The organism is Rhodospirillales bacterium, assembly GCA_023898785.1.
In the GTDB taxonomy this organism is placed as follows: Bacteria; Pseudomonadota; Alphaproteobacteria; order Micavibrionales; family Micavibrionaceae; genus TMED27.
In genome coordinates this window covers 1,282,106-1,304,281 of record CP060239.1, presented here as the reverse complement: position 1 = coordinate 1,304,281, position 22,176 = coordinate 1,282,106, and the positions used below count along the sequence as shown (strand labels likewise).

Here is a 22,176-nt window from a genome sequence, read left to right as displayed (position 1 = left end):
TAAAACGTGAAACACCATCACAAACCCGCCCCCGATAGAAAGCGGATTATGAAAAATGAATAAAGACAGCGACAATAAAGACAAATACAAAGACACGGTGTTCCTGCCCAAAACTGACTTTCCGATGCGCGGCGGGCTGCCGCAAAAAGAACCCGAAATCCTGCAACAATGGCAGGACATGGATCTCTATGGCCAAATCCGCGAAAACACAAAAGGCAAAGAGCGCTGGGTCCTGCATGACGGCCCGCCATACGCCAACGGTGATATTCATATGGGCCACGCGCTGAACAAAATCCTCAAGGATGTTGTCGTGAAATCCTATTCAATGCTCGGCTATGATGCGCCCTACGTGCCGGGCTGGGACTGTCACGGCCTGCCGATCGAATGGAAGATCGAGGAACAATACCGTAACGCCGGCAAGGACAAAGACGAGGTCGCCCCACTGGCCTTCCGCGATGAATGCCGCAAATTCGCCCAGGGCTGGGTTGAGACGCAAAGCGCCCAGTTTCAGCGCCTCGGCGTCAGCGGCGATTGGAAAGACCCGTATCTGACCATGACCAAGCGCGCCGAAGGCAAAATCGTACGCGAAATCCATGAATTCGTGCGTAACGGCGGCCTGTATAAAGGCGCCAAGCCGGTGATGTGGTCGGTGGTTGAAAAAACCGCACTGGCCGAGGCCGAAGTCGAATATAAAGAACACAAATCCATCACCATCTGGATTAAGTTTCCTATTATTGATTGCCCCAACGAGCCATTATTGGAGGGTGCTAATGTCGTGATCTGGACGACTACGCCTTGGACCATGCCCTCCAACCGCGCCATCGCCTTTGGCGAAATCCATTATGCGCTATATGAAGTAGAGGAAGTAGCCGAAGACAGCCGTGCTATTGTAGGTGAAAGGTTACTCTTAGCCGAAAATCTCGCAGAGGATGTAAAAGAAAAAGCTAAAATTATTAGATGGTCCAAGTTAAGAGCATGGGGAAACCTTAATCCTGTAGGTGACGGAGAAGGTTCAGGTCTGTTTTATAATACAACCTGCCAACATCCTCTTCATGGGCAAGGCTACGATTTTGATGTTCCTTTACTGTTTGGAAATTTCGTCACCGAAGATGCCGGAACGGGCTTTGTCCACATCGCCCCCGGCCATGGGGAAGACGACTTTTATCTCGGCACCGCCAACGGCATAGAAGTCACCGATAATGTCGCCGATGATGGGAAATTTCGCCCCCACGTTCCGCTTTTTGCGGGGCTTGAGGTCTACACGCAAGACGGCAAGCTCGGCGACGGCAACTTCGCTGTGCTCAAAGCCATGGACGAAGCCGGCAAACTTCTGGCCAAAGGCTCGCTCAAACATGAATACCCGCATAGCTGGCGCTCCAAAGCCCCGCTGATCTTCCGCACCACCCCGCAATGGTTTATTTCCATGGACAAAAACGATCTGCGGGGTAAAGCCCTCACCGCCATCGGCGACACAAAATGGGTCCCGGCCAAGGGCGAGGCCCGCATCCGCGCGATGATCGCGGGCCGCCCTGACTGGTGCATCTCACGCCAGCGCGCGTGGGGCGTGCCGATTGCTCTGTTCGTGCATAAAGAAACCGACGAAATCTTACGCGATGAAACCGTCCTCAACCGCATCGGCGATATTTTCGAGGCCGAAGGTTCAGATGCCTGGTGGTCGCGCAATCCGCAGGATTTCTTGGGTAATGACTACAACGCCGCCGATTACACGCAAATCTTCGACATCGTCGATGTCTGGTTTGAGTCCGGCTCCACCCACGCCTTTGTCTGCGAAGACCGCGACGATCTGCGCCGCCCGGCAGGCAAGCGCCCGGCTAACCTCTACCTCGAAGGTTCGGACCAACACCGCGGCTGGTTCCATTCATCCCTGCTCGAAAGCTGCGGCACACGTGGAACCGCGCCCTATGACACCGTGCTGACCCACGGTTTCGTGCTCGACGAAAAGGGCTATAAAATGTCCAAATCGCTGGGCAATGTCGTCGACCCGCTCAAACTTATGGAGCAATCTGGTGCTGACATCCTGCGCCTTTGGGCGCTGACTTGCGATTTCTCCGAAGATATCCGCATCGGCAAGGACAGCATTAAAACCACCGGCGACCTCTATCGCCGCATCCGCAACACGCTGCGCTTCTTGCTCGGTGCGCTCGACGGCTTCACCGAGGCCGAACGCGTCGATTTGAGCGACGAACGCGTGCCCGAGCTCGAACGCCTCGTCTTGCACCAGCTCACCGAAATGGATACCAAACTGCGCACCTGCATTGAAAAATATGACTTCATGCGCCTGACCAAAGCCCTGCACGATTTCTGCAACGAAGAACTCAGCGCCTTTTATTTCGACATCCGCAAGGACCGCCTCTATTGCGATGAGCCAGCCTCTTTTGAACGCCGCGCAACCCGCACCGTCATGGCCGAAATCTTCGGATGCTTGGTAAGCTGGCTGGCCCCCGTGCTGGTCTTCACCGCCGAAGAGGCGTGGTCCCACCGCCCTGCGGGAGTGTTTGGAGATGAGGAATCCATCCACCTGCGCGAATTCCCAACTATCTCCGAAAGCTGGAAAAACCCGGAGTTGGCCGAGAAGTGGGCCGAAATCATGACAATTCGCAAATCGGTTCTTGAAGCCATCGAACCCCTGCGCGCCGATAAAACCCTCGGCTCCTCCCTCGAGGCTCTCCCCACCATCTCCACACAATCGCATTATGTAAAATCAATAGCCGGGGAAATGGCCGATATCTGCATCGTTTCCGATCTTCAGGTGAAAGAAGGCGATCCGTCCGTGAAAATCGAAAAAGCCCCCGGCCAGAAATGTTCCCGCTGCTGGAAAGTCCTGCCCGAGGTCTCTCAAAACGGTGATCTGTGCAACCGCTGCACCGACGTGGTGAAAGAGGCCAAAGCCGCCTGAGATTGCATGAGAAGCACTCTGATATTATAAATTTTTGGCTATGCAGGAAGGAAATGCCATGAATACCAGAATGAAGATGGATATAGAGGCTTTAAAGAAAACCTATGTAAAGCCTGATAAGGTGCAGGCGCAGAAAATCCTCAGATACGTCAAAGATTTTGAAAACGAGAAAGACCGCTTCGCCTTTATCGGTATGGGCGGTACAATTTCGTCGGGCTATAATCCGAATAAAGAATCTCTTTTCCCGTTTCCATGCCATGTTTCCAGAACCTTGATTGAGGACCTTCAGGGTAAATTCGGCATTAACACCGATACATTTGCATCGGCAGAACTATCCTCAAAAGACAGCCGCGACCTGGAAAATGCGGACTTGGAAGCATTGCTTGATTTTGTATCCTCCATTGAGAATGAGCGCATTTTGATCACATGCGGAACATATCTGCTCACGAAAATCGCAGAGATCCTAATCGATACCGACGTTGTTCAAGACAAAATTGTTGCCGTAACAGGGAGCATGTTACCAACCGGTTTCACCTTCTCGGATTCAGGAATGAATATCATGTCTGCAATCACCGCGGTTGATTTGGCGAAGAAACATGAATTGAAGCCCTCTCATAATGTTTTCGTTGTTTTCCATGGCCAGGTCTATACAACTTTGGAAGAAATAAAGGCCCTCAATCTCCACAACGAAGCAACGGATAAACTGGTCATTGAATACCCGTTAACATCTGTACCGTATAAGCGGGGCTAGGGTCAAAACGTCATTGCGAGGAGCGTAAGCGACGAAGCAATCCATCTCTTGAAATAATGGCTGAATTGCCGCCCCCGTTCAAGCCGGGGGCAGGTTAAAGCCGCTTAATCTCTGCGAAGTCATCCCTGCGAAAGCAGGGATCCAGTTTTCAACTGAGCGGCGGATTCCCGCCTGCGCGGGAATGACTTCATAAGGGGGGAGCCTAATCCCCCCGCCGTTGCCGCGCCAGCCAGTCATTAATATGCGGGCGGCCGGTTTTTGCCTCATATTTCTCGTAATAGCGCTGATGATAATCCTCGGCCTCCCAGAACGTGCCGGCGGGCTCCAGCGTCGTCACAATCGGCTTCGCAAACCGCTTCGCCGCCGTAAGCTCATCAATCACCTCCTGCGCTTGGCGCTTTTGCGCCTCATCGGTATAAAAAACCGCTGAGCGATACTGCGTCCCGACATCCGGCCCCTGACGGTTGAGCTGCGTCGGGTCGTGGGCTTGGGTAAAGAAAAACATCAGCAACGCCCGAAAATCGGTCTTATCCGGATCATACGTCACCTCAACGGCCTCGGCATGGCCGGATTTGGAACCATGCGTATCTTCATATTTCGGATTGTCCATATGCCCGCCAATATAGCCCACGCGTGTATACAGCACACCCGGCTGGCTGCGATATTCGCTTTCCGTGCACCAAAAACATCCACCGGCAAAAATCGCCACCGGATAGCCTTCGGGTTTCATTTCCATCAGATCACCTCCTAAATGCGCGCGGCCTAAGCCTTTTTCGGCCATGCTCCGCTGCGGGCTGGCCGCAAACCATAGCAAAACCACAAGGCCCGCAAACATCAAAACCGGCACAAAAAAATTGTTCATTTCATAGTCTTTCCATTTTGTCATCCCCGCAAAAGCAGGGATCTGTTACAATCGAATTCGTAAGTTTATTGGAAACCGTTACATGATTTTAAACGATTATACTTCGCCCAACTACAACGACCGCGCCGATGACTGCGCGCCGTCGATGATTGTCATCCATTATACCGGCATGAAAACCGCCCAAGCCGCGCTTCAGCGGCTCTGCAATCCAGAGGCTGAGGTTAGCGCCCATTACGTCATTGACGAAGACGGCACTCTCTACCAACTCGTGGACGAGGATAAACGCGCCTGGCATGCGGGCGTGTCAGAGTGGGAAGGCTGTACGGATATCAACTCCGCCAGCATCGGCATCGAACTGGTCAACCCGGGCCATGAATTCGGCTATCACCCGTTTCCGCATGAACAAATGGCCGCATTGGCCAAATTATGCAAGGACATCATGTCCCGCCACGAAATCAAAACCGTGCTCGGCCACGAAGACGTCGCCCCGGGCCGCAAACAAGATCCCGGCGAGCTTTTTGATTGGTTCTGGCTTGATCAGCATGGCGTACCGAATATTCATTCTGAATAAAGTTTCTGGCCCATCAGCATCCGTCATTGCGAACCGCCAGCGGCGGTGAAGCAATGACAAAGAAGAAAGGCCGCCGGAGTTTCCCCGCGGCGGCCAATCATAAAGCTCAGAAAATCTATAAGCCGGGTCCTGTACTCCCAAAGGAGCGGCAACCATTCATCTACGCGCATCATTACTGAAACGCTTAAGCGACCAACCCGAACACGGCGCGGAAAAACGCCATCATGCGTTCCTATTCGGTCTTGCTTCCGGCGGGGTTTACCGTGCCGTGCGATGTTACCATGCACGCGGTGCGCTCTTACCGCACCCTTTCACCCTTGCTTGTACTGATTTCTCGAGAGAACCAGCCATCGGCGGTTTGCTTTCTGTTGCACTGTCCGTAGGCTCGCGCCCCCCGGGAGTTACCCGGCGCCGTTTTTCCGTGAAGCCCGGACTTTCCTCTCGCCCCACTGTTTAAAGCGTGGCCAGCGGCTGCCCGATCTTCTGAAGGGCGCACTATGCCGATTTTGACCGCAAAACGCAAGTTTATCTCTTATCAAGCCCACGACTGCGGGCCGCGCGAACCGTTTCGCGAAAGATTGCGCGGCGTTTGAGCGCTCTTTTTCATTGAAAATGAAAGAATAAAATACAAAAACGATTCCTCCACAAAAAGATAAATGGGGACAACTCTAGGTGCGACTCGGCGGATAAATTGACGAATCTCTTCTTCCTCTGATACTTCTAAAAGAGTCAAGGCTTGTTCATAAGCCTCTTTTCGAATCCAGAATCGATTCTCACATCGCTGCGTAACACATTGTTTTGATTCAATAAAAGGACTCAAGCGCTTGAGCCATTATCCTGTTATGCTAAATGAAGTTTTGGCGGCGCTATCCCCTGTGGATGGCGGTGTTTACGTGGATGGGACCTTTGGTGCAGGTGGGTATAGCAGGGCCATTTTGGATGCAGCCGATTGTACGGTCGTCGCGATTGATCGTGATCCCGATGCAGCCAAACGTGCGGAGGATTTGAGCAGGAATTATGCCGGGCGTCTAATCTTCCTGCGTGGTTGCTTCGGCGATGTAGAAAGCTTGTTGGCGGGAGCTGGGATTGAGAAGGTTGATGGATTCGTGCTTGATCTCGGGGTATCGTCCTTCCAGCTTGATCAGGCTGAGCGAGGTTTTTCTTTTCGCGCTGATGCGCCGCTGGATATGCGCATGGACCCCGAAAGCGGTAAAGGCGCAGCGGATCTGATCGCGCAAATGGACGAAAAAGAGCTGGCCGATCTGATTTATAAATATGGCGAGGAGCGCAAATCTCGCCAGATTGCTCGCCGCATTGTTGAGATGCGCCGTGCCGCGCCCATAGAAACTACAGGCCAGCTTGCCGAAATTGTTCGTTGTTGTGTCCCCAAAAGCCGTGACGGCATTGACCCGGCGACCCGTACATTCCAGGCGCTGCGCATCGCGGTGAATGACGAACTGGGCGAGCTGGAGCGCGCATTAAATGCGGCTGAAAACATTCTTAAGCCTGGCGGGCGCATGGTTGTTATATCCTTCCATTCTCTTGAGGATGGCCTTGTCAAACGCTTTTTCCGTTCTCAATCCGGTGCTGAGGCAGTCTCACGCTATTTGCCGCAAACTGAAAACGATCCCGCAAAACTCAGACTCCTCACCCGCAAGGCTGTAAAACCCGGAGAGCAGGAAATCGCCGAAAACTCGCGTTCGCGTTCAGCCCGGCTGCGCGGCGCTCAATATATCGGGGGAGCATCATGAAACTGCTCAAGCCCCGTACTTTTATAATTTTCGCCCTGGTCGGGCTGGCTGGCGCCGTACTGCTCCACACCTCGCAAAATGTCCAACATGCTCAGGAGCGTCTCGAGGCGCTGGAGCAATCAGTTCAGCGTGAAGAAGAAAAAATACGCATGCTGAAAGCTGAATGGGAAACACTCAATCGCCCTGAACGCCTCGAGCGTTTGGCTAACGAGTTCCTTGATTTGGTGCCGCCATCGCCTGATCAAATGACCAGCGAGGAAGTGCATCTCCCTGAATCTGTTCCCTCTGAGTTTGTGCTGCCGGAAGTTGAAAGCTTCCCCCCCCCGGTCTTGCAGCCTGTCACATTTCAAAGTGCTGGCCAGGAAAAGGAAAGCGCACCGATCCCCGTGCAAAAGCCACAGCGCGCGGATCCATCAATGCGGCACAATAAGCCCGTAAAGGAAAAAGCCTTTGGCGATTTGCTGAATGAATTGGGTCAAAGCAAAAATGGCGGTGTGCCATGATCTTTTCCCAGCGTTTACGTCGAAATACAGTCAAAATTGAAGGAGAGCGCAGTTCGGCTCTGGATCTGGCGCGCGGGCGTCTTGTTTTGATGAGTGGTTTTTTTATCCTGGTCTATATGGTGTTCGCCGTGCGTGCCTTCGACCTGGCGATTATTCAAGGGCATGCCATTGCACCCGATAACGGGCAGATTGCTGAAAGCAATATGCTAAATATAAACGGCGAAACGCCGCGCCGCGCCGACATTACTGATCGCAACGGCGCGTTGCTTGCCACCACACTCAAAACCGCTTCGCTCTATGCAGATCCACGCTTAATCGCCGATGCGGATGCAGCTGCCAAAAAGCTGATAATAATTTTTCCTGACTTGAAATATGGCGATATCCTTCAAAAGCTGCAAAGCCAGAAACGCTTCGTCTGGCTCCAGCGCAACGTAAGCCCTGACCAGCAATATCAGGTCTTGCAAATCGGAGAGCCGGGGCTTGAGTTTGAGGAGGGCTATAAACGTTTTTACCCGCAAGGGGCGCTGGCCGCGCATTTGCTCGGCTATGGTAATGTTGATGCGCAAGGGCTTGCCGGAATTGAGCGCAGTTTTAACAAACATCTCGGCGGCGGACACGATCTTAAATTAACATTGGATATTCGCCTCCAACATGTGCTGCGCCGTGAGATGCTTAAAGCCGTGGAAGAATTTGAGGCCATCGGCGCAGCCGGCGCAATCATGGACGTAACCACAGGTGAAATTCTCGCTGGTGTCTCTTTGCCAGATTTTAATCCGCATGATCCGGGCCGCGCCGATAAAGATGCGATTTTTAATCGCCTGACCCTGGGAGCTTATGAACTCGGATCTGTGTTCAAGATTTTTTCCACCGCCGCATTTTTCGAGGCGCATGATGTGCCGATGAGCACGACCTTTGATGCCAGTGAACCGATTAAAATCGGCCGCCATACGATCCATGATTATCACGCAGAAGACCGGGTTCTGACCATTCCCGAAGTGTTTATGTATTCCTCAAATATTGGCTCCGCGCTGATGGGCCGCGCCGTCGGCACGGATGCTTTGCGCAGTTTCTATCGTGATCTTGGCCTGTTAGACCCGCTCGATTTTGAGGTGCGTGAGGTTACGCGTCCGCTTGTGCCCCATCCCTGGCGCGAGGTCAACACACTCACCGCTTCCTATGGTCATGGCGTATCCACAACGCCGCTTCAGCTTATCACAGCCGTATCCTCCATCGTCAATGGCGGCTATTTGGTAAAACCCAGCCTCGTCCTTGATGAGCAAAGCGATGAAGAAGAGCCTGGCAAAGATATTCGCATTGTTTCGGCTGAAACCGCCCAGCGTATGCGTCAATTGCTCAGGCTTGTTGTGACCGACGGCACAGCCAAAAAAGCCGAAGTGAAGGGTTATCGCGTTGGTGGTAAAACCGGCACCGCCGAAAAAATTGCCGATGGCCGTTATGATAGCAAGAAAAAGATTTCATCCTTTGTTGGTATTTTCCCAATGGATGAACCGCGCTATGCGGTTTTCATTATGGTTGACGAACCTAAAGGTCAAAAACATACATGGAATTACGCCACTGGCGGCTGGGTTGCCGCTCCGGCCGTAGCGCGGGTAATCGCCTCTATGGCCGCTATCCTTGGCATTTCACCAGCAGGAGATAATACACCAGAAAACCACTTCGGTGAGTCCTTGAAACAATTTGTTAGTACAAAGGAGGAGCATTGATGAATTTTGATGTCTCCACCATCAAAGGTCTGAGCGAAGATAGTCGCGCGGTTAAAAAGGGCTACCTGTTTGCAGCGCTGCCCGGGTGCAAAGTGGATGGTCGTGATTATATTAACGCCGCGATTGAGCACGGTGCGAGTGTGATTCTTGCTCCCGAAGGTACACAGCTTCCACCGGGCGTAAAGGATGTCAAACTGCTCACAGATCCTAACCCGCGGCAAGCCCTTGCCAAATTGGCAGCGCAGTTTTATGCACGCCAGCCTGAGCACATCGCAGTTGTGAGTGGAACAAATGGCAAAACCTCTACCACGCTGTTTGTACAGCAGCTTTGGACTGCAGCCGGGTATAATGCCGCCTCTCTCGGAACGCTGGGTGTACGCTGTGCTGGCGTTGTGAAGTCTGGCGCGATGACAACGCCTGGTCCTGTTGCGCTGCAGGCCGGGCTGGCCGAACTCGCCGCCGAAGGCGTGACGCATCTGGCAATGGAAGCCTCTTCGCATGGGCTGGATCAATATCGTCTTGACGGTGTAGAGTTTGAAGCCGCCGGTTTTACCAATCTCAGCCACGATCACCTCGATTACCACGGCTCCATGGAAGAATATTTCACGGCCAAAGCCCGCCTGTTTGAAGAGCTTCTGCCAGAAAGCGGTGTGGCTGTACTCAATGCCGACATTCCCGAATTCGAAAAGCTGCAGGAAATCTGCAAACGGCGCGGCGTAAAAATTTTGAGTTACGGCCACCATGGTAAAGACCTTAAAATTCTATCCGTTAAGCCCGCCGGTCACGGGCAGGATTTAGAACTGGGAATTACCGGTGCGCATAAAGACATCACGCTTCCACTGGTCGGCGAGTTTCAGGTCATGAACGCGCTTTGCGCTCTTGGGCTGGTCATCGCAAATGACCCGGCGAAAAAAGAAATCTACATTGAAGCGTTGGAAAAACTCCAAGGTGCGCCGGGACGCCTCCAACTCGTGCCCGGTCATCCCGGGGCGGCAGTCTATGTCGATTATGCCCATACGCCCGATGCGCTGGAAAATATTCTTAAGGCCTTGCGTCCGCATACAAAAGGAAAGCTGGTTTGCGTCTTTGGCTGCGGCGGTAATCGCGATAAGGCCAAGCGCCCGGTCATGGGAGCGGTTGCAGGGCAATATGCCGACCTGACTATTGTTACAGATGACAATCCGCGGGGCGAAAACCCCGCCGATATTCGTGCTGCTATTCTCAGCAGTGTTCCGTCCTCACAACAAATTGCCGATCGCCGCGAAGCTATTACTACAGCCATCACACAGCTCGAAACCGGCGATGTGCTGGTCATCGCCGGAAAAGGTCACGAACAAGGACAGATTTTTGCCAGCCATACGACTCATTTCGATGATGTTGAAGAGGCCGGTAAAGCCATTGCGTATCTCGAACATCAAGAACCAAGTAAAGAGGAAGAAAAGAAAGTATAATGTTAGGAAGCAATAGTTTAAACTGGAAGGCCGTGCGCCTCGCAGGTGTAACCGTGAGTGTCCAGCCCCGGCCCAGAACACCATATTCTGTTCTTAAGGTCGGCGGACTTGTCGACACGGGAAACGCCCAGCAAACGGTAATTTTGCAAAACGCGCTGCCCTCCGAATGGGAAATTGATCTGGAAAATAAAACCAAGTCCTCAAAAGGGCTTTCGTTGCCGCGCCGGATTGCCAATCTCAACTGTATTTACACCGGGCGTTCTTTTGGCGTAGTCGCCGATGTCACCGATGCAGTGCGCGCCGTAACCCGCAATGCCAAGCTTGCCGCAATTGTTCCCGAAGTGGTTGCACCAGGAGATTTTATGATCTTTAAGCATGTCGGCCCGCGGTTTCGCATTCGCTTTGCTGGCATGTTGCGCGCGGTTCCTCAAATGCGCTAGGGTCGCTGGGTAACTAAAGAATAGAAGGTTTTACACTGTATGCTCTATCATCTCCTTTTCCCGCTGTCCGAACAGTTCATTCTCTTTAACCTGTTTCAGTATCTGACCTTCCGCACCGGCGGAGCGATTCTGACGGCGCTGCTCATCTGCTTCCTGATTGCCCCGCGCATGATTGGCTGGTTAAAGGCCAAACAAAAGGAAGGTCAGCCCATCCGCGAAGATGGTCCGGAGACGCATTTTGCAAAGGCAGGAACTCCGACCATGGGCGGGCTGATGATTTTGATCTCCGTGACACTTTCAACGCTTCTTTGGGCGGATCTTAGCAATCAGTTTGTCTGGATCGCGCTGCTGGTCATGGTCGGATATGGCCTGATTGGTTTCGGCGATGATTATCTCAAACTGACAAAGCGTAACACTAAGGGCCTGCCCGGAAAACTCAAGCTGGCCGCACAAATCCTGATTGGCAGTATAGCTGCAATATGGATTATGAACGCGCTGCCCGGCCATATTAATCAGCATATCGCGATCCCTGTCCTCAAAGACATCTACATCTATATCGGCTTGCTGTTCATCCCCTGGGCCTTGCTGGTAATGGTGGGATCATCAAACGCCGTGAACCTGACAGACGGACTGGACGGGCTGGCCATCGTCCCGGTCGCTATCGCCGCAGGCGTGTTTGGAATGATCAGCTATCTCGTCGGCAACGAAGTCTTTTCGGAATATCTGCGCATTCCTTACGTCGTCGGCACCGGCGAACTTTCCATTCTGTGTGGTGCCCTCATCGGCGGCGCGATGGGGTTTTTATGGTACAACGCGCCCCCGGCGATGATCTTTATGGGCGATACCGGCTCATTGGCGATGGGAGGTGTTCTCGGTACAATCGCGGTGATTGTAAAGCATGAGTTAGTACTCGCCATTGTCGGCGGCCTGTTCGTGCTCGAGACCGTTTCGGTGATTGTGCAGGTTGTATCTTTTAAACTCACCGGCAAGCGAGTCTTCGCCATGGCGCCTTTGCATCATCATTTTGAGAAAAAGGGTTGGTCGGAACCCACAATCGTTATACGCTTCTGGATTATTGCATTTATTTTGGCATTGGTCGGCTTGGCAACACTCAAGCTTAGATAGCGTATGATTGATTGTACAAAATTCATTGAAACACTCGATGGCAAACCCGTAGCCGTATTTGGTCTTGGGCTTTCTGGTATTTCAACCATTAAAGCGCTGGTCAAAGCTGGTGCAAAGGTGAAGGCCTGGGACGATCTTGCCGATACGCACGATGCGGCCAGTGAAACCGGCGCTGAAATTACACATCTTGATCAAAAGAATTTGCAAGAGTGTGCGTTGTTGGTTCTTGCTCCGGGCGTGCCGCTCTTTTATCCCAGGCCGCATCAGGTTGTCATGACCGCGCGAAAACTGGGCATGGAAATTATCAGTGATCTGGAAATTCTGCATCGCTGTAACCATGGTTGCAAAACCATCGGCATAACCGGCACAAACGGAAAATCAACAACCACCGCGCTGATCGGTTATATCCTTGAAAGCGCAGGGTGCAGCGTTGCCATGGGCGGTAATATTGGTCGTCCCGTGCTTGATCTGGATTTGCCAAAAAAAGACGGATTCTTTGTGCTGGAAATTTCATCGTACCAGATGGATTTATGCACGACATTTACGCCCGATATTTCTGTGCTGCTGAATATTACGCCCGATCATCTGGACCGGCATGGCAATTTCAAAAATTATGCCGCCGCCAAAGAACGCATTTTTAAAGGAGAAGGCCTCGCAATTATCAGCCTTGATGATGAACCCTGCCGCCGGATTTACGAACGTATGATGGCTTATGAAACCGGCCAGCGCCGCGTCCGCCCTCTATCTTTTGAAGGCGCTGTTGAAAACGGTGTTTTCGTCAAAGACGGCATCTTGTTTGATGCGCGCAAAGGAGCGTCTCGCGAGATCGGTTCGATAAAAGGTTTTGCTTCCCTGCGTGGTATCCACAACCACCAAAACGCTGCTGCTGCTTACGCAGTGTGTGCCTCTCAGGATGTAGCATTGGAACCAGATGTTATTCTGGAAGCAATGAAAACATTTCCCGGTTTGCCGCACCGCCAGTTTCAAACGCGCGTTATCAACGGTATCCCGTACATTAATGACAGTAAGGCCACGAATGTTGAAGCAACCAGCAAAGCGCTCTCGGCTTACCGCAATATTTATTGGATCGCAGGCGGTCGGCCCAAAGGCGATAATCTTGAGGATATTTCTTCTCTCATGTCGAATGTACGCCATGCATTTTTAATTGGTGAGGCAATGATCGCCTACGCGGGCTGGCTTGATCAATATTCGGTACCCTACACGCTGTGCGGGGATTTGGAAAACGCCGTCAACGAAGCCCACAATCTGGCGCAGTCCGAACGCGGACGCCCCGGCGGTGGCGGCGTAGTAATGCTGTCTCCTGCGTGTGCCTCTTACGACCAGTTCAGATCCTTCGAAGAGCGCGGTGAATATTTTACAAACTATGTCAACGCACTTGATGAAACACAAACCTCGGTAGACGGAGCCGCGGCATGAGCCTCTTTGCCCGCACCGACCAATCTCCTCTCGGCCAGTGGTGGTGGACCGTTGATCGCGCTATGCTGGCCGCGCTTATAACGCTGGCTGTATTCGGCATTGCACTGGTCGCCACGGCCAGCCCGCCTGTGGCCGAGCGCATCGGTTTAGAAAATTACCATTTTCTCAAACGTCATCTCGTCATTCTGGTTCCGGCAATCGGCATGTTGATTGGCTTTTCTTTTCTCGGTCAGCGCAATATTCGCAGGCTGGCCGCGCTCGCTTTTGTGGGCAGTGCCATTGCAATGATCGCGGTGCTGGTCACTGGCATGGAGATTAAAGGTGCGCAGCGCTGGATTCATATTTTTGGTTTTTCTCTCCAACCCAGCGAATTTATCAAGCCCGCTTTTGCCGTACTGGCGGCCTGGTTTATGGCTATGCAAAAGGAAAAGGAAAAATTCCCCGGCAACGCCATCACCGCCGGCCTGTATTTCCTGACCATCACATTGTTGCTACTTCAACCGGATTTAGGCATGACCGTGATCGTCACCGCCATTTGGGCCGCGCAGATTTTTCTGGCCGGTTTCCCTTTTCGCCTGCTCGCGGTTTTGCTGGTTTTGGGAGTCGGCGGTCTTGTCACAGCTTATGCCGCATTTGACCACGTCCAAAGCCGCATTGATCGCTATCTTCATCCCGAAGCCGGTGATACCTACCAAATCGATAAATCTTTGCAGGCCTTCCAAAATGGCGGCTTGTTCGGCACCGGACCTGGGCAGGGGACCGTAAAAATGGGCCTGCCCGATGCGCATGCCGATTTTATTTTTTCTGTTGCTGCCGAAGAAATGGGGCTGGTCTTCGTACTGATTATCCTCGGCGTCTACGGATTTATCTTGCTGCGCGGCTATAACCGGTTGATGGATTCGCATGATATGTTTGTGGTCCTCGCCGTGGGCGGGTTGCTCACAATGTTCGGTCTGCAGGCCTTGGTGCATATGGGCTCCAGCCTCCACCTCCTGCCGACCAAAGGCATGACCTTGCCGCTGATAAGCTATGGCGGCTCGTCCTTGCTATCCGTCGGTTTTTCGATGGGCATTGTGCTGGCGCTCACGCGGCGTAGTCGCCGCACCGGCATTTCCAAGGGCGGGCTGTCGCTGGCAACCTCCAAGACACAAGGGGCTGCGCCATGAGTGATCCATTGATAATACTCAGCGCAGGCGGCACCGGCGGTCATATCATGCCCGCTCAGGCTCTGGCGCTTGATCTGATCTCGCGCGGCTATCGCGTCGAGATGGTCACGGATTCGCGCGGCATGAAATATGCCGAGCTGTTTAAAGACATCCCTTTACACGAAATAAAAGCCGGAACGCTCGGCGCCGGGATTAAGGGCAAAATAAAAGGCGCATTTGATCTGGGGCTTGGCATTTTACAGGCTCGCGCTCTGCTCAAAAAAACCCGGCCCGCAATCGTCGTCGGCTTTGGCGGCTACCCGTCCTTCCCAGCTGTCTATGCGGCCCAAGGGATGAAAATCCCCACCATCTTGCACGAGCAAAACGCGGTTATCGGAAAAGCCAATGAAATGTTGGCACCAAAGGCTGCGCGCATTGCTTCGTCAACGCCGTCGCTACGCGGGCTGGAAGAGGCTGAAAAAATCCACACCATCTTTACCGGCAACCCGGTGCGCCCGGAGATCGCTGCACTTTATACAAAGCCCTATCCTAAACTCGACCATGACGGGGAATTACGCATTTTGGTGATGGGCGGATCCCTCGGCGCACATGTGTTTAGTGAAGTTTTACCCAAGGCGCTTGCCGGATTGCCCGCCGATCACCGTGCGCGCCTGCATATAGTCCAGCAATGTCGCCAGGAAGATTTACAAGAAACAAAAAAGCGCTATGACGAAGCCAAAATTAATGCGCATCTTTCCCCGTTCATCGACAATGTCGCCGAAGAATTGGAGCATTGCCACCTGTTTATTGGCCGTTCCGGCGCCAGCACCGTCGCGGAAATGAGCGCCGCCGGACGCCCGGCAATTTTCGTGCCCTATCCGCACCATAAAGACCAGCAACAAAAAATGAACGCCGAAATCGTCTCCGATGCCGGCGGCGGCTGGGTGATGGCCGAAAGCGGCTTTACGTCCGAAGCGCTGCTTGCGCGCATTGAAACTTTCCTGCAAAATCCGCAAATATTGTTTAGCGCTGCGGAAAAGGCCCGCGAATGTGGCCGCCCCGACGCCGCGCGAAAACTCGGCAACCTCGTCACCGCCATCATGAGCGGCTGGAATGAGTAGTTTTCATAAAAATATTGACATAACATTTAATAACAATGTAAAAGCATCCTCAGTTTTTGAGTGGCGAGGAGAATATTATGTCGTTGAAAAATAGAGTTATGGCGCTGTCTATGCTATTTGGTGCAACACAACTGTCCGGCTGTGCAACATCTTTATACGGAGATAAAGGGCAAGAGCTGACGATTGCTTTTGGAAATCCTGAAGGTGCGGAGAAAATTATCGCTATTGATCACCGCGTAGTCCGCATTCCTTCTTACGATAACGATGCGTTCTCAATTTACGGGGGAAAGGTCAAACAGGATACAGATGTTGGAATCAGTACCGAAGCGAGCATTGCAATAGAAGGGGAACAAGCTCAAGCTCAAGGTGTGGGAAGATCCCCTGAGGTAGAGGCAGACAACCTTTACCATGCCGGTGCAGCAGATGCAGATACCAACAGGATTTTAATCGCGAATACATATGTCAACATTGATCTTGCTCCTGACTACGGAGAGCTTGCGTGCAAGGAAACACTTTTAAAGTTTAATGAAATAACAAACACCCTAAGCGGCGTCGCTCATCTGGTCGATGACGCCGATTGCGCGGATATGAAATATTATAAAAACCCTCAAGGCTACAATTTTGAATTTGGCGGGATAACAGGCTGTTTTGCCTCGAAAAAAGTCTCACCAGAGAGGCTCAAAGCATCCCCTAACGGACAAGTAGTGGTCGCATTAGACTCTGTCCCTGTTGCCCTATGTTATGAATATGTCCGGTAAAATATAAAAATCATCCCATGAAACCCCGGAAACGTTCCGGGGTTTTTGTTTTCAGTGTTAAAACAGTGTTTTCCTTTGTCTCACCTTATGGTTTTTGCTAGAACCATTCGTGTTTATTTGTGTCCATTCGTGGTTAAAAGGAAACAAACATGCAACACGGACTGCCCAAAGACATTGGCGCGCTTCATTTCATCGGCATCGGCGGCATCGGGATGAGCGGCATCGCCGAAATCCTGAATTCGCTGGATTACACCGTCCGCGGTTCTGACATGGCCGAGGGCCCGAACGTAAAGCGCCTGCGCGAAACCGGCATTGAAGTCAAAGTCGGCCACGCGCCTGAAAACCTCAAAGCCGCCGATGGCAACTTGCCCGCCGCAGTCGTGATTTCCTCCGCCATCAAGAAAACCAATCCAGAGCTGCAAGCCGCCCGCGACCTCGGCCTGCCCATTGTTCGCCGCGCCGAAATGCTGGCCGAGTTGATGCGCCTGAAATGGGCGGTGGCCATCGGCGGCACTCACGGCAAAACCACCACCACCTCAATGGTCGGTCAAATGTTGGAGACCGCCGGGTTCGACCCCACAATCATCAATGGCGGCATCGTCAATGCCTATGGCACAAACACCCGCCTGGGCGCCAGCGACATCATGGTTGTGGAGGCCGATGAAAGCGACGGCACCTTTACCCGTCTGCCCGCAAGCGTCTGCGTGGTCACCAATATGGACCCCGAACATATGGAACATTACGGCACGTTTGAAGCTGTCAAAGACGCCTATCGCCAGTTCATCCATAACGTCCCGTTTTACGGCTACGCCGTGCTGTGCATCGACCACCCGGAGGTTCAGGCCCTCATCCCTTCCGTGAAAGACCGCAAAATCATCACTTACGGCTTTAACCCTCAGGCCGATGTACAAGTCAGCAATGTCAAAAGCGGCCCCGACGGCTCTGTGTTTGATGTCAGCCTGCCTGATGAGCGCATGCTGCGCGATGTTCACCTGCCAATGTTAGGGCAGCACAACATTTTAAACGCGCTGGCCGCGCTGTGCATAGCTTACGAAATGAACGTTGCCGCCCCGATCATGAAAAAAGCGCTGGAAGGTTTCACCGGCGTAAAGCGCCGCTTCACCAAAACCGGCGTCAGCCACGACATCACCGTCATTGATGATTACGCGCACCACCCGATCGAAATCGAAACAGTGCTCAAAGCTGCGCGCATGGCCGTGGCGGAAAATAATGCTCGCGTCATTGCCGTCATGCAGCCCCATCGCTATACCCGCCTGCATAATCTGTTCGACGAATTTTGCAAATGCTTCAACGACGCCGATGCTGTCATCATCGCCGATATTTACGCAGCCGGTGAAGACCCGATAGAAGGCACGGATAAACGCAGCCTCGTCGAAGGTATAAAAAACCACGGCCACCGTGAAGTCATGGCGCTGCCCGATCGCAAGGAACTCGCCCATATGATCGCGCGCCTCGCCCGCCCCGGCGACTACGTCATCTGCATGGGCGCGGGCGACATTACCGGCTGGGCCTACGACCTGCCCGCCCAGCTTGACACCGAACTGGATAAAGCCAAAGGAAATGCAGCTTGATAGCTGTATCGTCATTGCGAGGAAGCCTGCCCCCGCGAAGGCGGGGGAAGCAATCCACAGTCAATTGTCATCCCCGTCATCCCCGCCTTGTGCGGGGATCTGGTAATCTGGATTTATTCTGGCTATATTCCAGCGATGGACAAGAAACGATACATACTGAACGAAATCAAATGAACCGCTTCGCGTCTTTGCGCCTTCGCAGTGAATTGAATAATACCCGTGTTGATCTGTGTTCATCTGTGGTTCATAATTTTTACCCCGGCATTGACAAAATAAGAATTTTTTCCTAATCTTTAAAAGAAAAACGAACACAAAAAACATGCCAAAAAGCGAAAGCCCCCCCACCCCGGCAAAAATGAAAAACAAAGCGAAGGATATAAAGAATTTTGAGTAAAAACAGTATGTTAGAAGCTATGTTTCCAAAATGTCATTGCGAGGAGGGCGAAGCCCGACGCGGCAATCCATCTATAAGAGTTGGATTGCTTCGCTGTGCTCGCAATGACGTGTGAAGGGAATCCGCGGCACTCTCACCGAAAACGCCCCTCTGGGCGCGCAAAGCTGGTTTCGCTGCGGCGGCCATGCCGATCTGCTGTTTCAACCCGCCGATGCCGATGATCTTGCTGTCTTTCTCAAGGTTTGGCCGCTGACTCCCAAAAAATCCCCTCCGGGGGAGGGTCGGGGGAGCACGAAAACTCCCCTCCCCCTCTCGGGGGGAGGGTTAGGGTGGGGGGGTAAAAGCGCGTGGGGGGGCAACCTCACTATCATCGGCGGCATGGCCAATACCATCGTGCGTGACGGCGGCATTCGCGGCGCCACCATCCAGCTCGGCAAGCCCTTCGCGGAGGTAAAAGTTCTGGATGGACGCTACATCCAGGCCGGGTGCGGCGCGCTAAACGGCAATGTCGCCGCCGCAGCTGTGAAAGCCGGAATAGGCGGCCTCGAATTCCTCTCCGGCATTCCCGGCACATTGGGCGGCGCATTGCGCATGAATGCCGGAGCTTACGGCTCGGAAATAAAAGACGTGCTGATCGGGGTCAATGCAATAACCCGCGCTGGTCACGAAATTCGTATCGTGCTCGAAGATCTCAAAATGAGCTATCGCCATACCGAATTGCCCGAAGAGATGATTTTCACCAGCGCCATCCTCAAAGGCGTCGCAGAAGATTATGAAACGGTAAAGGCCCGCATCACCGAGATCAAAAAGAAGCGTAATGATACCCAGCCCATAAAGGAAAAAACCGGCGGTTCAACCTTCGCCAATCCTCCGCCTGCCGAACTCCGCAAAGCGGGATTGCCCGAAGACACCCGCGCCTGGCAGGTGGTCGAAAAAGTCGGCGCGCGCGGCCTCAGGGTTGGCGGCGCACAAATGAGCAAAAAACACTGCAACTTTATGATCAATACCGGCGATGCCACTGCCCGCGACCTCGAAATGCTCGGCGAGGAAATCCGCAAACGCGCAAAGCACGACCTCGGCCTCACCCTGCATTGGGAAATTCAACGGGTTGGAGAGGTGTGACTGCTGTCATTGCGAGCGACCAACGGGAGCGCGGCAATCCAGAAATATTACACCCCAAATCAAACGATGAAAGCCTTAAATCTTCGGCACGCGCTCGTAAATATCCGGCAGATCGTTTTCAATCAGCACCACATCGCCATCCTGCTTGTTCTTCGCAATCCATTTTTGCGCCTCGTCAAAGCTCTCAACCTCATGCAGTTGCTTGCTGGCTCCCGTTTCTTTAAACGCGCTGATAAAGGTCGGAATCCGCTTACCTTTAACGACAATCGCCACATCACAAACTTGTCCGGCATAGGCACCGATGCTTTTATGCGCTTCATCGTGAATTTTACCCAGCTCAACCATACCCGGCGTGATCAGAATTTTACGTTTTGAACTGCCTATTTGTGAAAGAAGGCCGAGCGCCGCCTGAAATCCCATCGGGTTGGAATTATACGCATCATCAATAATGGTTAGCCCGCCCGCCTGCTTGCGCACCTCCAGACGATGTTCAATCTGCGGCAGACTTTGCAGTGCTGCCTGAATGTCTTTGGAGGACACGCCCAGTTCAAACGCCGCCACAAAGGCCATCGCGATGTTATGGCCGTGATGAATGCCAAACAGCGGCGCCTCGACATTATAGGTCACGTTTTTCCACGTAAAACGCACCTCGATCCCGTTACCGCCTTGAATGATCTTGTGAATTTCAAGAGCACCTTTTTTGAGGTAGGATTTGTCAGTCTGTTTGCTTTTGTCAACGTCAGCCGATTCTCCGCAAACAATGAAGTGATTTTCATTTTGCTCCTTCATGGCACGGGTATAATCAAACCGCAAAGTTCGTTCATGCACAACCACTTGCCCGCCGCGGCTTACAACAGATTCAGCCAGTTCGTATTTAGTTTCCGCAACCGTATCGAGAGATTTAAACCGCTCATAATGCGCATGGCCAATCGCGGTGATAATGCCAAAATCCGGCGGTGTAAGTTTGCACAGCCGATCAATCGATCCGCGCCCATATGCACCCATTTCCACGATCAAATATTTATGCTCAGGCTCAAGCTGTTCACGAAGTATGCGTGAAATGCCCATCGGCGTATTGACGCTGCCCGGTGTAACCAAAGTCGGAGCCTGTGTTTTCAGGATATGGCCGAGAATATGTTTAACCGATGTTTTACCAAAAGACCCGGTAATGCCGATCACGGTCGGCTGGTAATCCAGCACCTTATTATGCGCCTCGGTCCAGAATTTTTTCTGGTTCATTTCTTCAAAGGGCGCAAGCATCATGTTGACAAACAGGATCATGAAAGGGATGAGATGAATATTGAGTATCCAGAGCCATGGCATGGGAGTCACAGGAAGGAAGCACCAGGTCGCGGCAAGAACACTTAAAAAATAAGCCGGAAAGAAAATCCGTTTTGCCCGCGCCGTTGCAACCAGTTTCTTTTTGGAATCCTTCCGCGGGTCTTTTTCCCGGTAAGTCGCAAACGCCATTGCAGTAAAAATAAGAAAATTCACAAAAACCGGCGGGATAAAAAAGGAAAGAATGGCAACCACGATAACCACGACGCTCAAGCGTTTATCAAATGCTTTGTTCTTCCAGATCCAGCTTAGCAAACGTTCGCTGTCATATTCTTCCTGCTGATAAACATGCATATAGGTCAATCCACGCTTCGCGGCAAAAGCGAGAAAGCTCAGAAAGAGGAGAGCCGTAGTGGCCAGCTCAATCATCATGTTTGGAAATCTCCTTCATGAAATTATGAATATGGCGCACAACCTGATGGCGCGCCCCTGTCAGGATACTGTAATGATCAAATCCGTCCATCAAAATCAGCTTGGCTCCCGGAATTATCCGCGATAGCCTCTGCCCGATTTCCGGCGGTGTTTCCGTATCTTTCGAGCCGTAAATGAGCAGGGTAGGGCATTTTACCTGCGCTGCCACATCACTTAAATCTTCATTTACGACTTTAACAAAAATCTGCCGCAAAGGTCCGGCGCTTTTATAATCCGCGCTGCCGAATTTTTCATAGAGCCAATCTTGCGACAGGCCGAGCGGAATAAGTTTTTTGAGAAGCTTGAACAGCTTCACCCGCGCGCCATAATACAGCTTATGCCACAAAGGCCTTTTACGCGGCAATCCCGCTCCGGCAATCAGGACCAGCCCGGCAATCAAATCAGGATGGCGCGCCGCCAGTTGCAAACCTACACGGCAGCCGAAAGAATGTCCGGCCCAGATCACCGGCCCATCTGTTTGCGCACGGATCAGCGCCGCCATCGCATTGGCATACTCCTCCGTGCCCCAAACCTCACCCGGCAGCGGTGATTTCCCAAATCCAGGAAAATCGACTACCCAGTGCTGCCCCATATTCGAAAGGGTATCAGCCAGAGGCCTCAGCGCATGCAGATTTTGTCCCCAGCCATGCCCCCAAAATACAGGCGGACCACCTTTACCCATTTTCTCGAAATAAATATCCTGTGACATATTCCCGCCGCCATCCCGGTGGATGCCGGGATCTTGCTGTTCACAAGCATGAGA

At 52.5% G+C, this 22,176-nt stretch carries 20 protein-coding genes and 1 other RNA gene; 15 read left to right on the top strand and 6 right to left on the bottom strand.

Annotated elements, in window-relative coordinates:
• Positions 1-55 precede the first annotated feature (55 nt).
• Both H6859_06580 and H6859_06575 read left to right on the top strand, forming a co-directional pair.
• Complete coding sequence (locus H6859_06580; protein ID USO04824.1) at positions 56-2,917, top strand: isoleucine--tRNA ligase; 2,862 nt, start codon at positions 56-58, stop codon at positions 2,915-2,917.
• A 58-nt stretch (positions 2,918-2,975) separates the two neighbouring features.
• Positions 2,976-3,668, top strand: coding sequence for an asparaginase (locus tag H6859_06575; protein ID USO04823.1), 693 nt, complete (start codon positions 2,976-2,978; stop codon positions 3,666-3,668).
• Positions 3,669-3,870: 202 nt separating this feature from the next.
• Here H6859_06575 and msrA read toward each other — a convergent pair whose 3' ends face one another.
• Positions 3,871-4,398, bottom strand: coding sequence for a peptide-methionine (S)-S-oxide reductase MsrA (gene msrA, locus H6859_06570; GenBank protein USO06722.1), 528 nt, complete (start codon positions 4,396-4,398; stop codon positions 3,871-3,873).
• A 214-nt stretch (positions 4,399-4,612) separates the two neighbouring features.
• Between msrA and H6859_06565 the strand changes: the two genes are divergently transcribed.
• Positions 4,613-5,101, top strand: coding sequence for an N-acetylmuramoyl-L-alanine amidase (locus tag H6859_06565; GenBank protein USO04822.1), 489 nt, complete (start codon positions 4,613-4,615; stop codon positions 5,099-5,101).
• 102 nt (positions 5,102-5,203) lie between these two features.
• Here H6859_06565 and rnpB read toward each other — a convergent pair.
• Together rnpB and H6859_06555 are read right to left on the bottom strand one after the other, a co-directional pair.
• An RNA gene (gene rnpB, locus H6859_06560) (RNase P RNA component class A) lies at positions 5,204-5,588 on the bottom strand.
• Between the two features lie 48 nt (positions 5,589-5,636).
• On the bottom strand, positions 5,637-5,921 hold the full coding sequence (locus H6859_06555) for a hypothetical protein (protein USO04821.1): 285 nt from the start codon (positions 5,919-5,921) through the stop codon (positions 5,637-5,639).
• Between the two features lie 22 nt (positions 5,922-5,943).
• Here H6859_06555 and rsmH point away from each other — a divergent pair, with 22 nt between their 5' ends.
• The 11 genes from rsmH to H6859_06500 all read left to right on the top strand — a co-directional run bounded on the left by rsmH (position 5,944) and on the right by H6859_06500 (position 18,148).
• Positions 5,944-6,852 (top strand): 16S rRNA (cytosine(1402)-N(4))-methyltransferase RsmH, encoded by a 909-nt coding sequence (gene rsmH / locus H6859_06550; protein ID USO06721.1) that lies wholly within the window; start codon positions 5,944-5,946, stop codon positions 6,850-6,852.
• Positions 6,849-7,355 (top strand): cell division protein FtsL, encoded by a 507-nt coding sequence (locus tag H6859_06545; GenBank protein USO04820.1) that lies wholly within the window; start codon positions 6,849-6,851, stop codon positions 7,353-7,355. Before rsmH ends, H6859_06545 begins: the two co-directional genes overlap by 4 nt.
• On the top strand, positions 7,352-9,079 hold the full coding sequence (locus tag H6859_06540; GenBank protein USO04819.1) for a penicillin-binding protein 2: 1,728 nt from the start codon (positions 7,352-7,354) through the stop codon (positions 9,077-9,079). The genes H6859_06545 and H6859_06540 overlap by 4 nt, the downstream gene beginning before the upstream one ends.
• Positions 9,079-10,530: a UDP-N-acetylmuramoyl-L-alanyl-D-glutamate--2,6-diaminopimelate ligase gene (locus H6859_06535; GenBank protein ID USO04818.1), complete on the top strand. Its 1,452-nt coding sequence runs from the start codon at positions 9,079-9,081 to the stop codon at positions 10,528-10,530. The genes H6859_06540 and H6859_06535 overlap by 1 nt, the downstream gene beginning before the upstream one ends.
• Entirely contained in the window at positions 10,530-10,970 is a 441-nt protein-coding gene (locus H6859_06530) for a hypothetical protein (GenBank protein ID USO04817.1), read from the top strand. The genes H6859_06535 and H6859_06530 overlap by 1 nt, the downstream gene beginning before the upstream one ends.
• A 39-nt stretch (positions 10,971-11,009) precedes the next feature.
• Complete coding sequence (locus H6859_06525) at positions 11,010-12,095, top strand: phospho-N-acetylmuramoyl-pentapeptide-transferase (GenBank protein USO04816.1); 1,086 nt, start codon at positions 11,010-11,012, stop codon at positions 12,093-12,095.
• Positions 12,096-12,098: 3 nt separating this feature from the next.
• Positions 12,099-13,532 carry a UDP-N-acetylmuramoyl-L-alanine--D-glutamate ligase gene (locus tag H6859_06520; GenBank protein USO04815.1) on the top strand — a complete coding sequence of 478 codons (1,434 nt, stop codon included), beginning with the start codon at positions 12,099-12,101 and terminating at the stop codon, positions 13,530-13,532.
• Positions 13,529-14,698 carry a cell division protein FtsW gene (locus tag H6859_06515; protein USO04814.1) on the top strand — a complete coding sequence of 390 codons (1,170 nt, stop codon included), beginning with the start codon at positions 13,529-13,531 and terminating at the stop codon, positions 14,696-14,698. The genes H6859_06520 and H6859_06515 overlap by 4 nt, the downstream gene beginning before the upstream one ends.
• Positions 14,695-15,798: an undecaprenyldiphospho-muramoylpentapeptide beta-N-acetylglucosaminyltransferase gene (gene murG, locus H6859_06510; protein ID USO04813.1), complete on the top strand. Its 1,104-nt coding sequence runs from the start codon at positions 14,695-14,697 to the stop codon at positions 15,796-15,798. The genes H6859_06515 and murG overlap by 4 nt, the downstream gene beginning before the upstream one ends.
• A gap of 77 nt (positions 15,799-15,875) precedes the next feature.
• Positions 15,876-16,556 (top strand): hypothetical protein, encoded by a 681-nt coding sequence (locus H6859_06505; protein USO04812.1) that lies wholly within the window; start codon positions 15,876-15,878, stop codon positions 16,554-16,556.
• A gap of 149 nt (positions 16,557-16,705) precedes the next feature.
• Positions 16,706-18,148 (top strand): UDP-N-acetylmuramate--L-alanine ligase, encoded by a 1,443-nt coding sequence (locus tag H6859_06500; protein ID USO04811.1) that lies wholly within the window; start codon positions 16,706-16,708, stop codon positions 18,146-18,148.
• A 60-nt stretch (positions 18,149-18,208) separates the two neighbouring features.
• On the opposite strand, the gene H6859_06495 is transcribed toward H6859_06500, so the two are convergent.
• Complete coding sequence (locus H6859_06495; GenBank protein ID USO04810.1) at positions 18,209-18,385, bottom strand: hypothetical protein; 177 nt, start codon at positions 18,383-18,385, stop codon at positions 18,209-18,211.
• 268 nt (positions 18,386-18,653) lie between these two features.
• Between H6859_06495 and murB the strand changes: the two genes are divergently transcribed.
• Positions 18,654-19,664 carry a UDP-N-acetylmuramate dehydrogenase gene (murB, locus tag H6859_06490; protein ID USO04809.1) on the top strand — a complete coding sequence of 337 codons (1,011 nt, stop codon included), beginning with the start codon at positions 18,654-18,656 and terminating at the stop codon, positions 19,662-19,664.
• 75 nt (positions 19,665-19,739) lie between these two features.
• Here murB and H6859_06485 read toward each other — a convergent pair whose 3' ends face one another.
• Together H6859_06485 and H6859_06480 are read right to left on the bottom strand one after the other, a co-directional pair.
• A complete protein-coding gene (locus H6859_06485) occupies positions 19,740-21,374 on the bottom strand; it encodes a UDP-N-acetylmuramoyl-tripeptide--D-alanyl-D-alanine ligase (GenBank protein USO04808.1) in 1,635 nt (544 codons plus the stop codon).
• The gene (locus H6859_06480) at positions 21,364-22,122 is read right to left on the bottom strand and encodes an alpha/beta hydrolase (protein ID USO04807.1); all 759 of its coding nucleotides are present in this window, start codon (positions 22,120-22,122) and stop codon (positions 21,364-21,366) included. Before H6859_06480 ends, H6859_06485 begins: the two co-directional genes overlap by 11 nt.
• Positions 22,123-22,176 lie beyond the last annotated feature (54 nt).

Excerpts from the sequence above, each read along its gene's own strand:
- H6859_06500 (USO04811.1), top strand. The coding sequence starts at position 16,706 with ATGCAACACGGACTGCCCAAAGACATTGGCGCGCTTCATTTCATCGGC.
- H6859_06485 (USO04808.1), bottom strand. The coding sequence starts at position 21,374 with ATGATGATTGAGCTGGCCACTACGGCTCTCCTCTTTCTGAGCTTTCTC.
- murG (USO04813.1), top strand. The coding sequence starts at position 14,695 with ATGAGTGATCCATTGATAATACTCAGCGCAGGCGGCACCGGCGGTCAT.
- H6859_06515 (USO04814.1), top strand. The coding sequence starts at position 13,529 with ATGAGCCTCTTTGCCCGCACCGACCAATCTCCTCTCGGCCAGTGGTGG.
- H6859_06495 (USO04810.1), bottom strand. The coding sequence starts at position 18,385 with ATGAACACAGATCAACACGGGTATTATTCAATTCACTGCGAAGGCGCA.
- H6859_06535 (USO04818.1), top strand. The coding sequence starts at position 9,079 with ATGAATTTTGATGTCTCCACCATCAAAGGTCTGAGCGAAGATAGTCGC.
- H6859_06530 (USO04817.1), top strand. The coding sequence starts at position 10,530 with ATGTTAGGAAGCAATAGTTTAAACTGGAAGGCCGTGCGCCTCGCAGGT.
- H6859_06580 (USO04824.1), top strand. The coding sequence starts at position 56 with ATGAATAAAGACAGCGACAATAAAGACAAATACAAAGACACGGTGTTC.
- H6859_06525 (USO04816.1), top strand. The coding sequence starts at position 11,010 with ATGCTCTATCATCTCCTTTTCCCGCTGTCCGAACAGTTCATTCTCTTT.
- H6859_06565 (USO04822.1), top strand. The coding sequence starts at position 4,613 with ATGATTTTAAACGATTATACTTCGCCCAACTACAACGACCGCGCCGAT.
- rsmH (USO06721.1), top strand. The coding sequence starts at position 5,944 with ATGCTAAATGAAGTTTTGGCGGCGCTATCCCCTGTGGATGGCGGTGTT.
- msrA (USO06722.1), bottom strand. The coding sequence starts at position 4,398 with ATGAAACCCGAAGGCTATCCGGTGGCGATTTTTGCCGGTGGATGTTTT.
- H6859_06480 (USO04807.1), bottom strand. The coding sequence starts at position 22,122 with ATGTCACAGGATATTTATTTCGAGAAAATGGGTAAAGGTGGTCCGCCT.
- H6859_06545 (USO04820.1), top strand. The coding sequence starts at position 6,849 with ATGAAACTGCTCAAGCCCCGTACTTTTATAATTTTCGCCCTGGTCGGG.
- H6859_06505 (USO04812.1), top strand. The coding sequence starts at position 15,876 with ATGTCGTTGAAAAATAGAGTTATGGCGCTGTCTATGCTATTTGGTGCA.
- H6859_06575 (USO04823.1), top strand. The coding sequence starts at position 2,976 with ATGAATACCAGAATGAAGATGGATATAGAGGCTTTAAAGAAAACCTAT.
- H6859_06540 (USO04819.1), top strand. The coding sequence starts at position 7,352 with ATGATCTTTTCCCAGCGTTTACGTCGAAATACAGTCAAAATTGAAGGA.
- H6859_06520 (USO04815.1), top strand. The coding sequence starts at position 12,099 with ATGATTGATTGTACAAAATTCATTGAAACACTCGATGGCAAACCCGTA.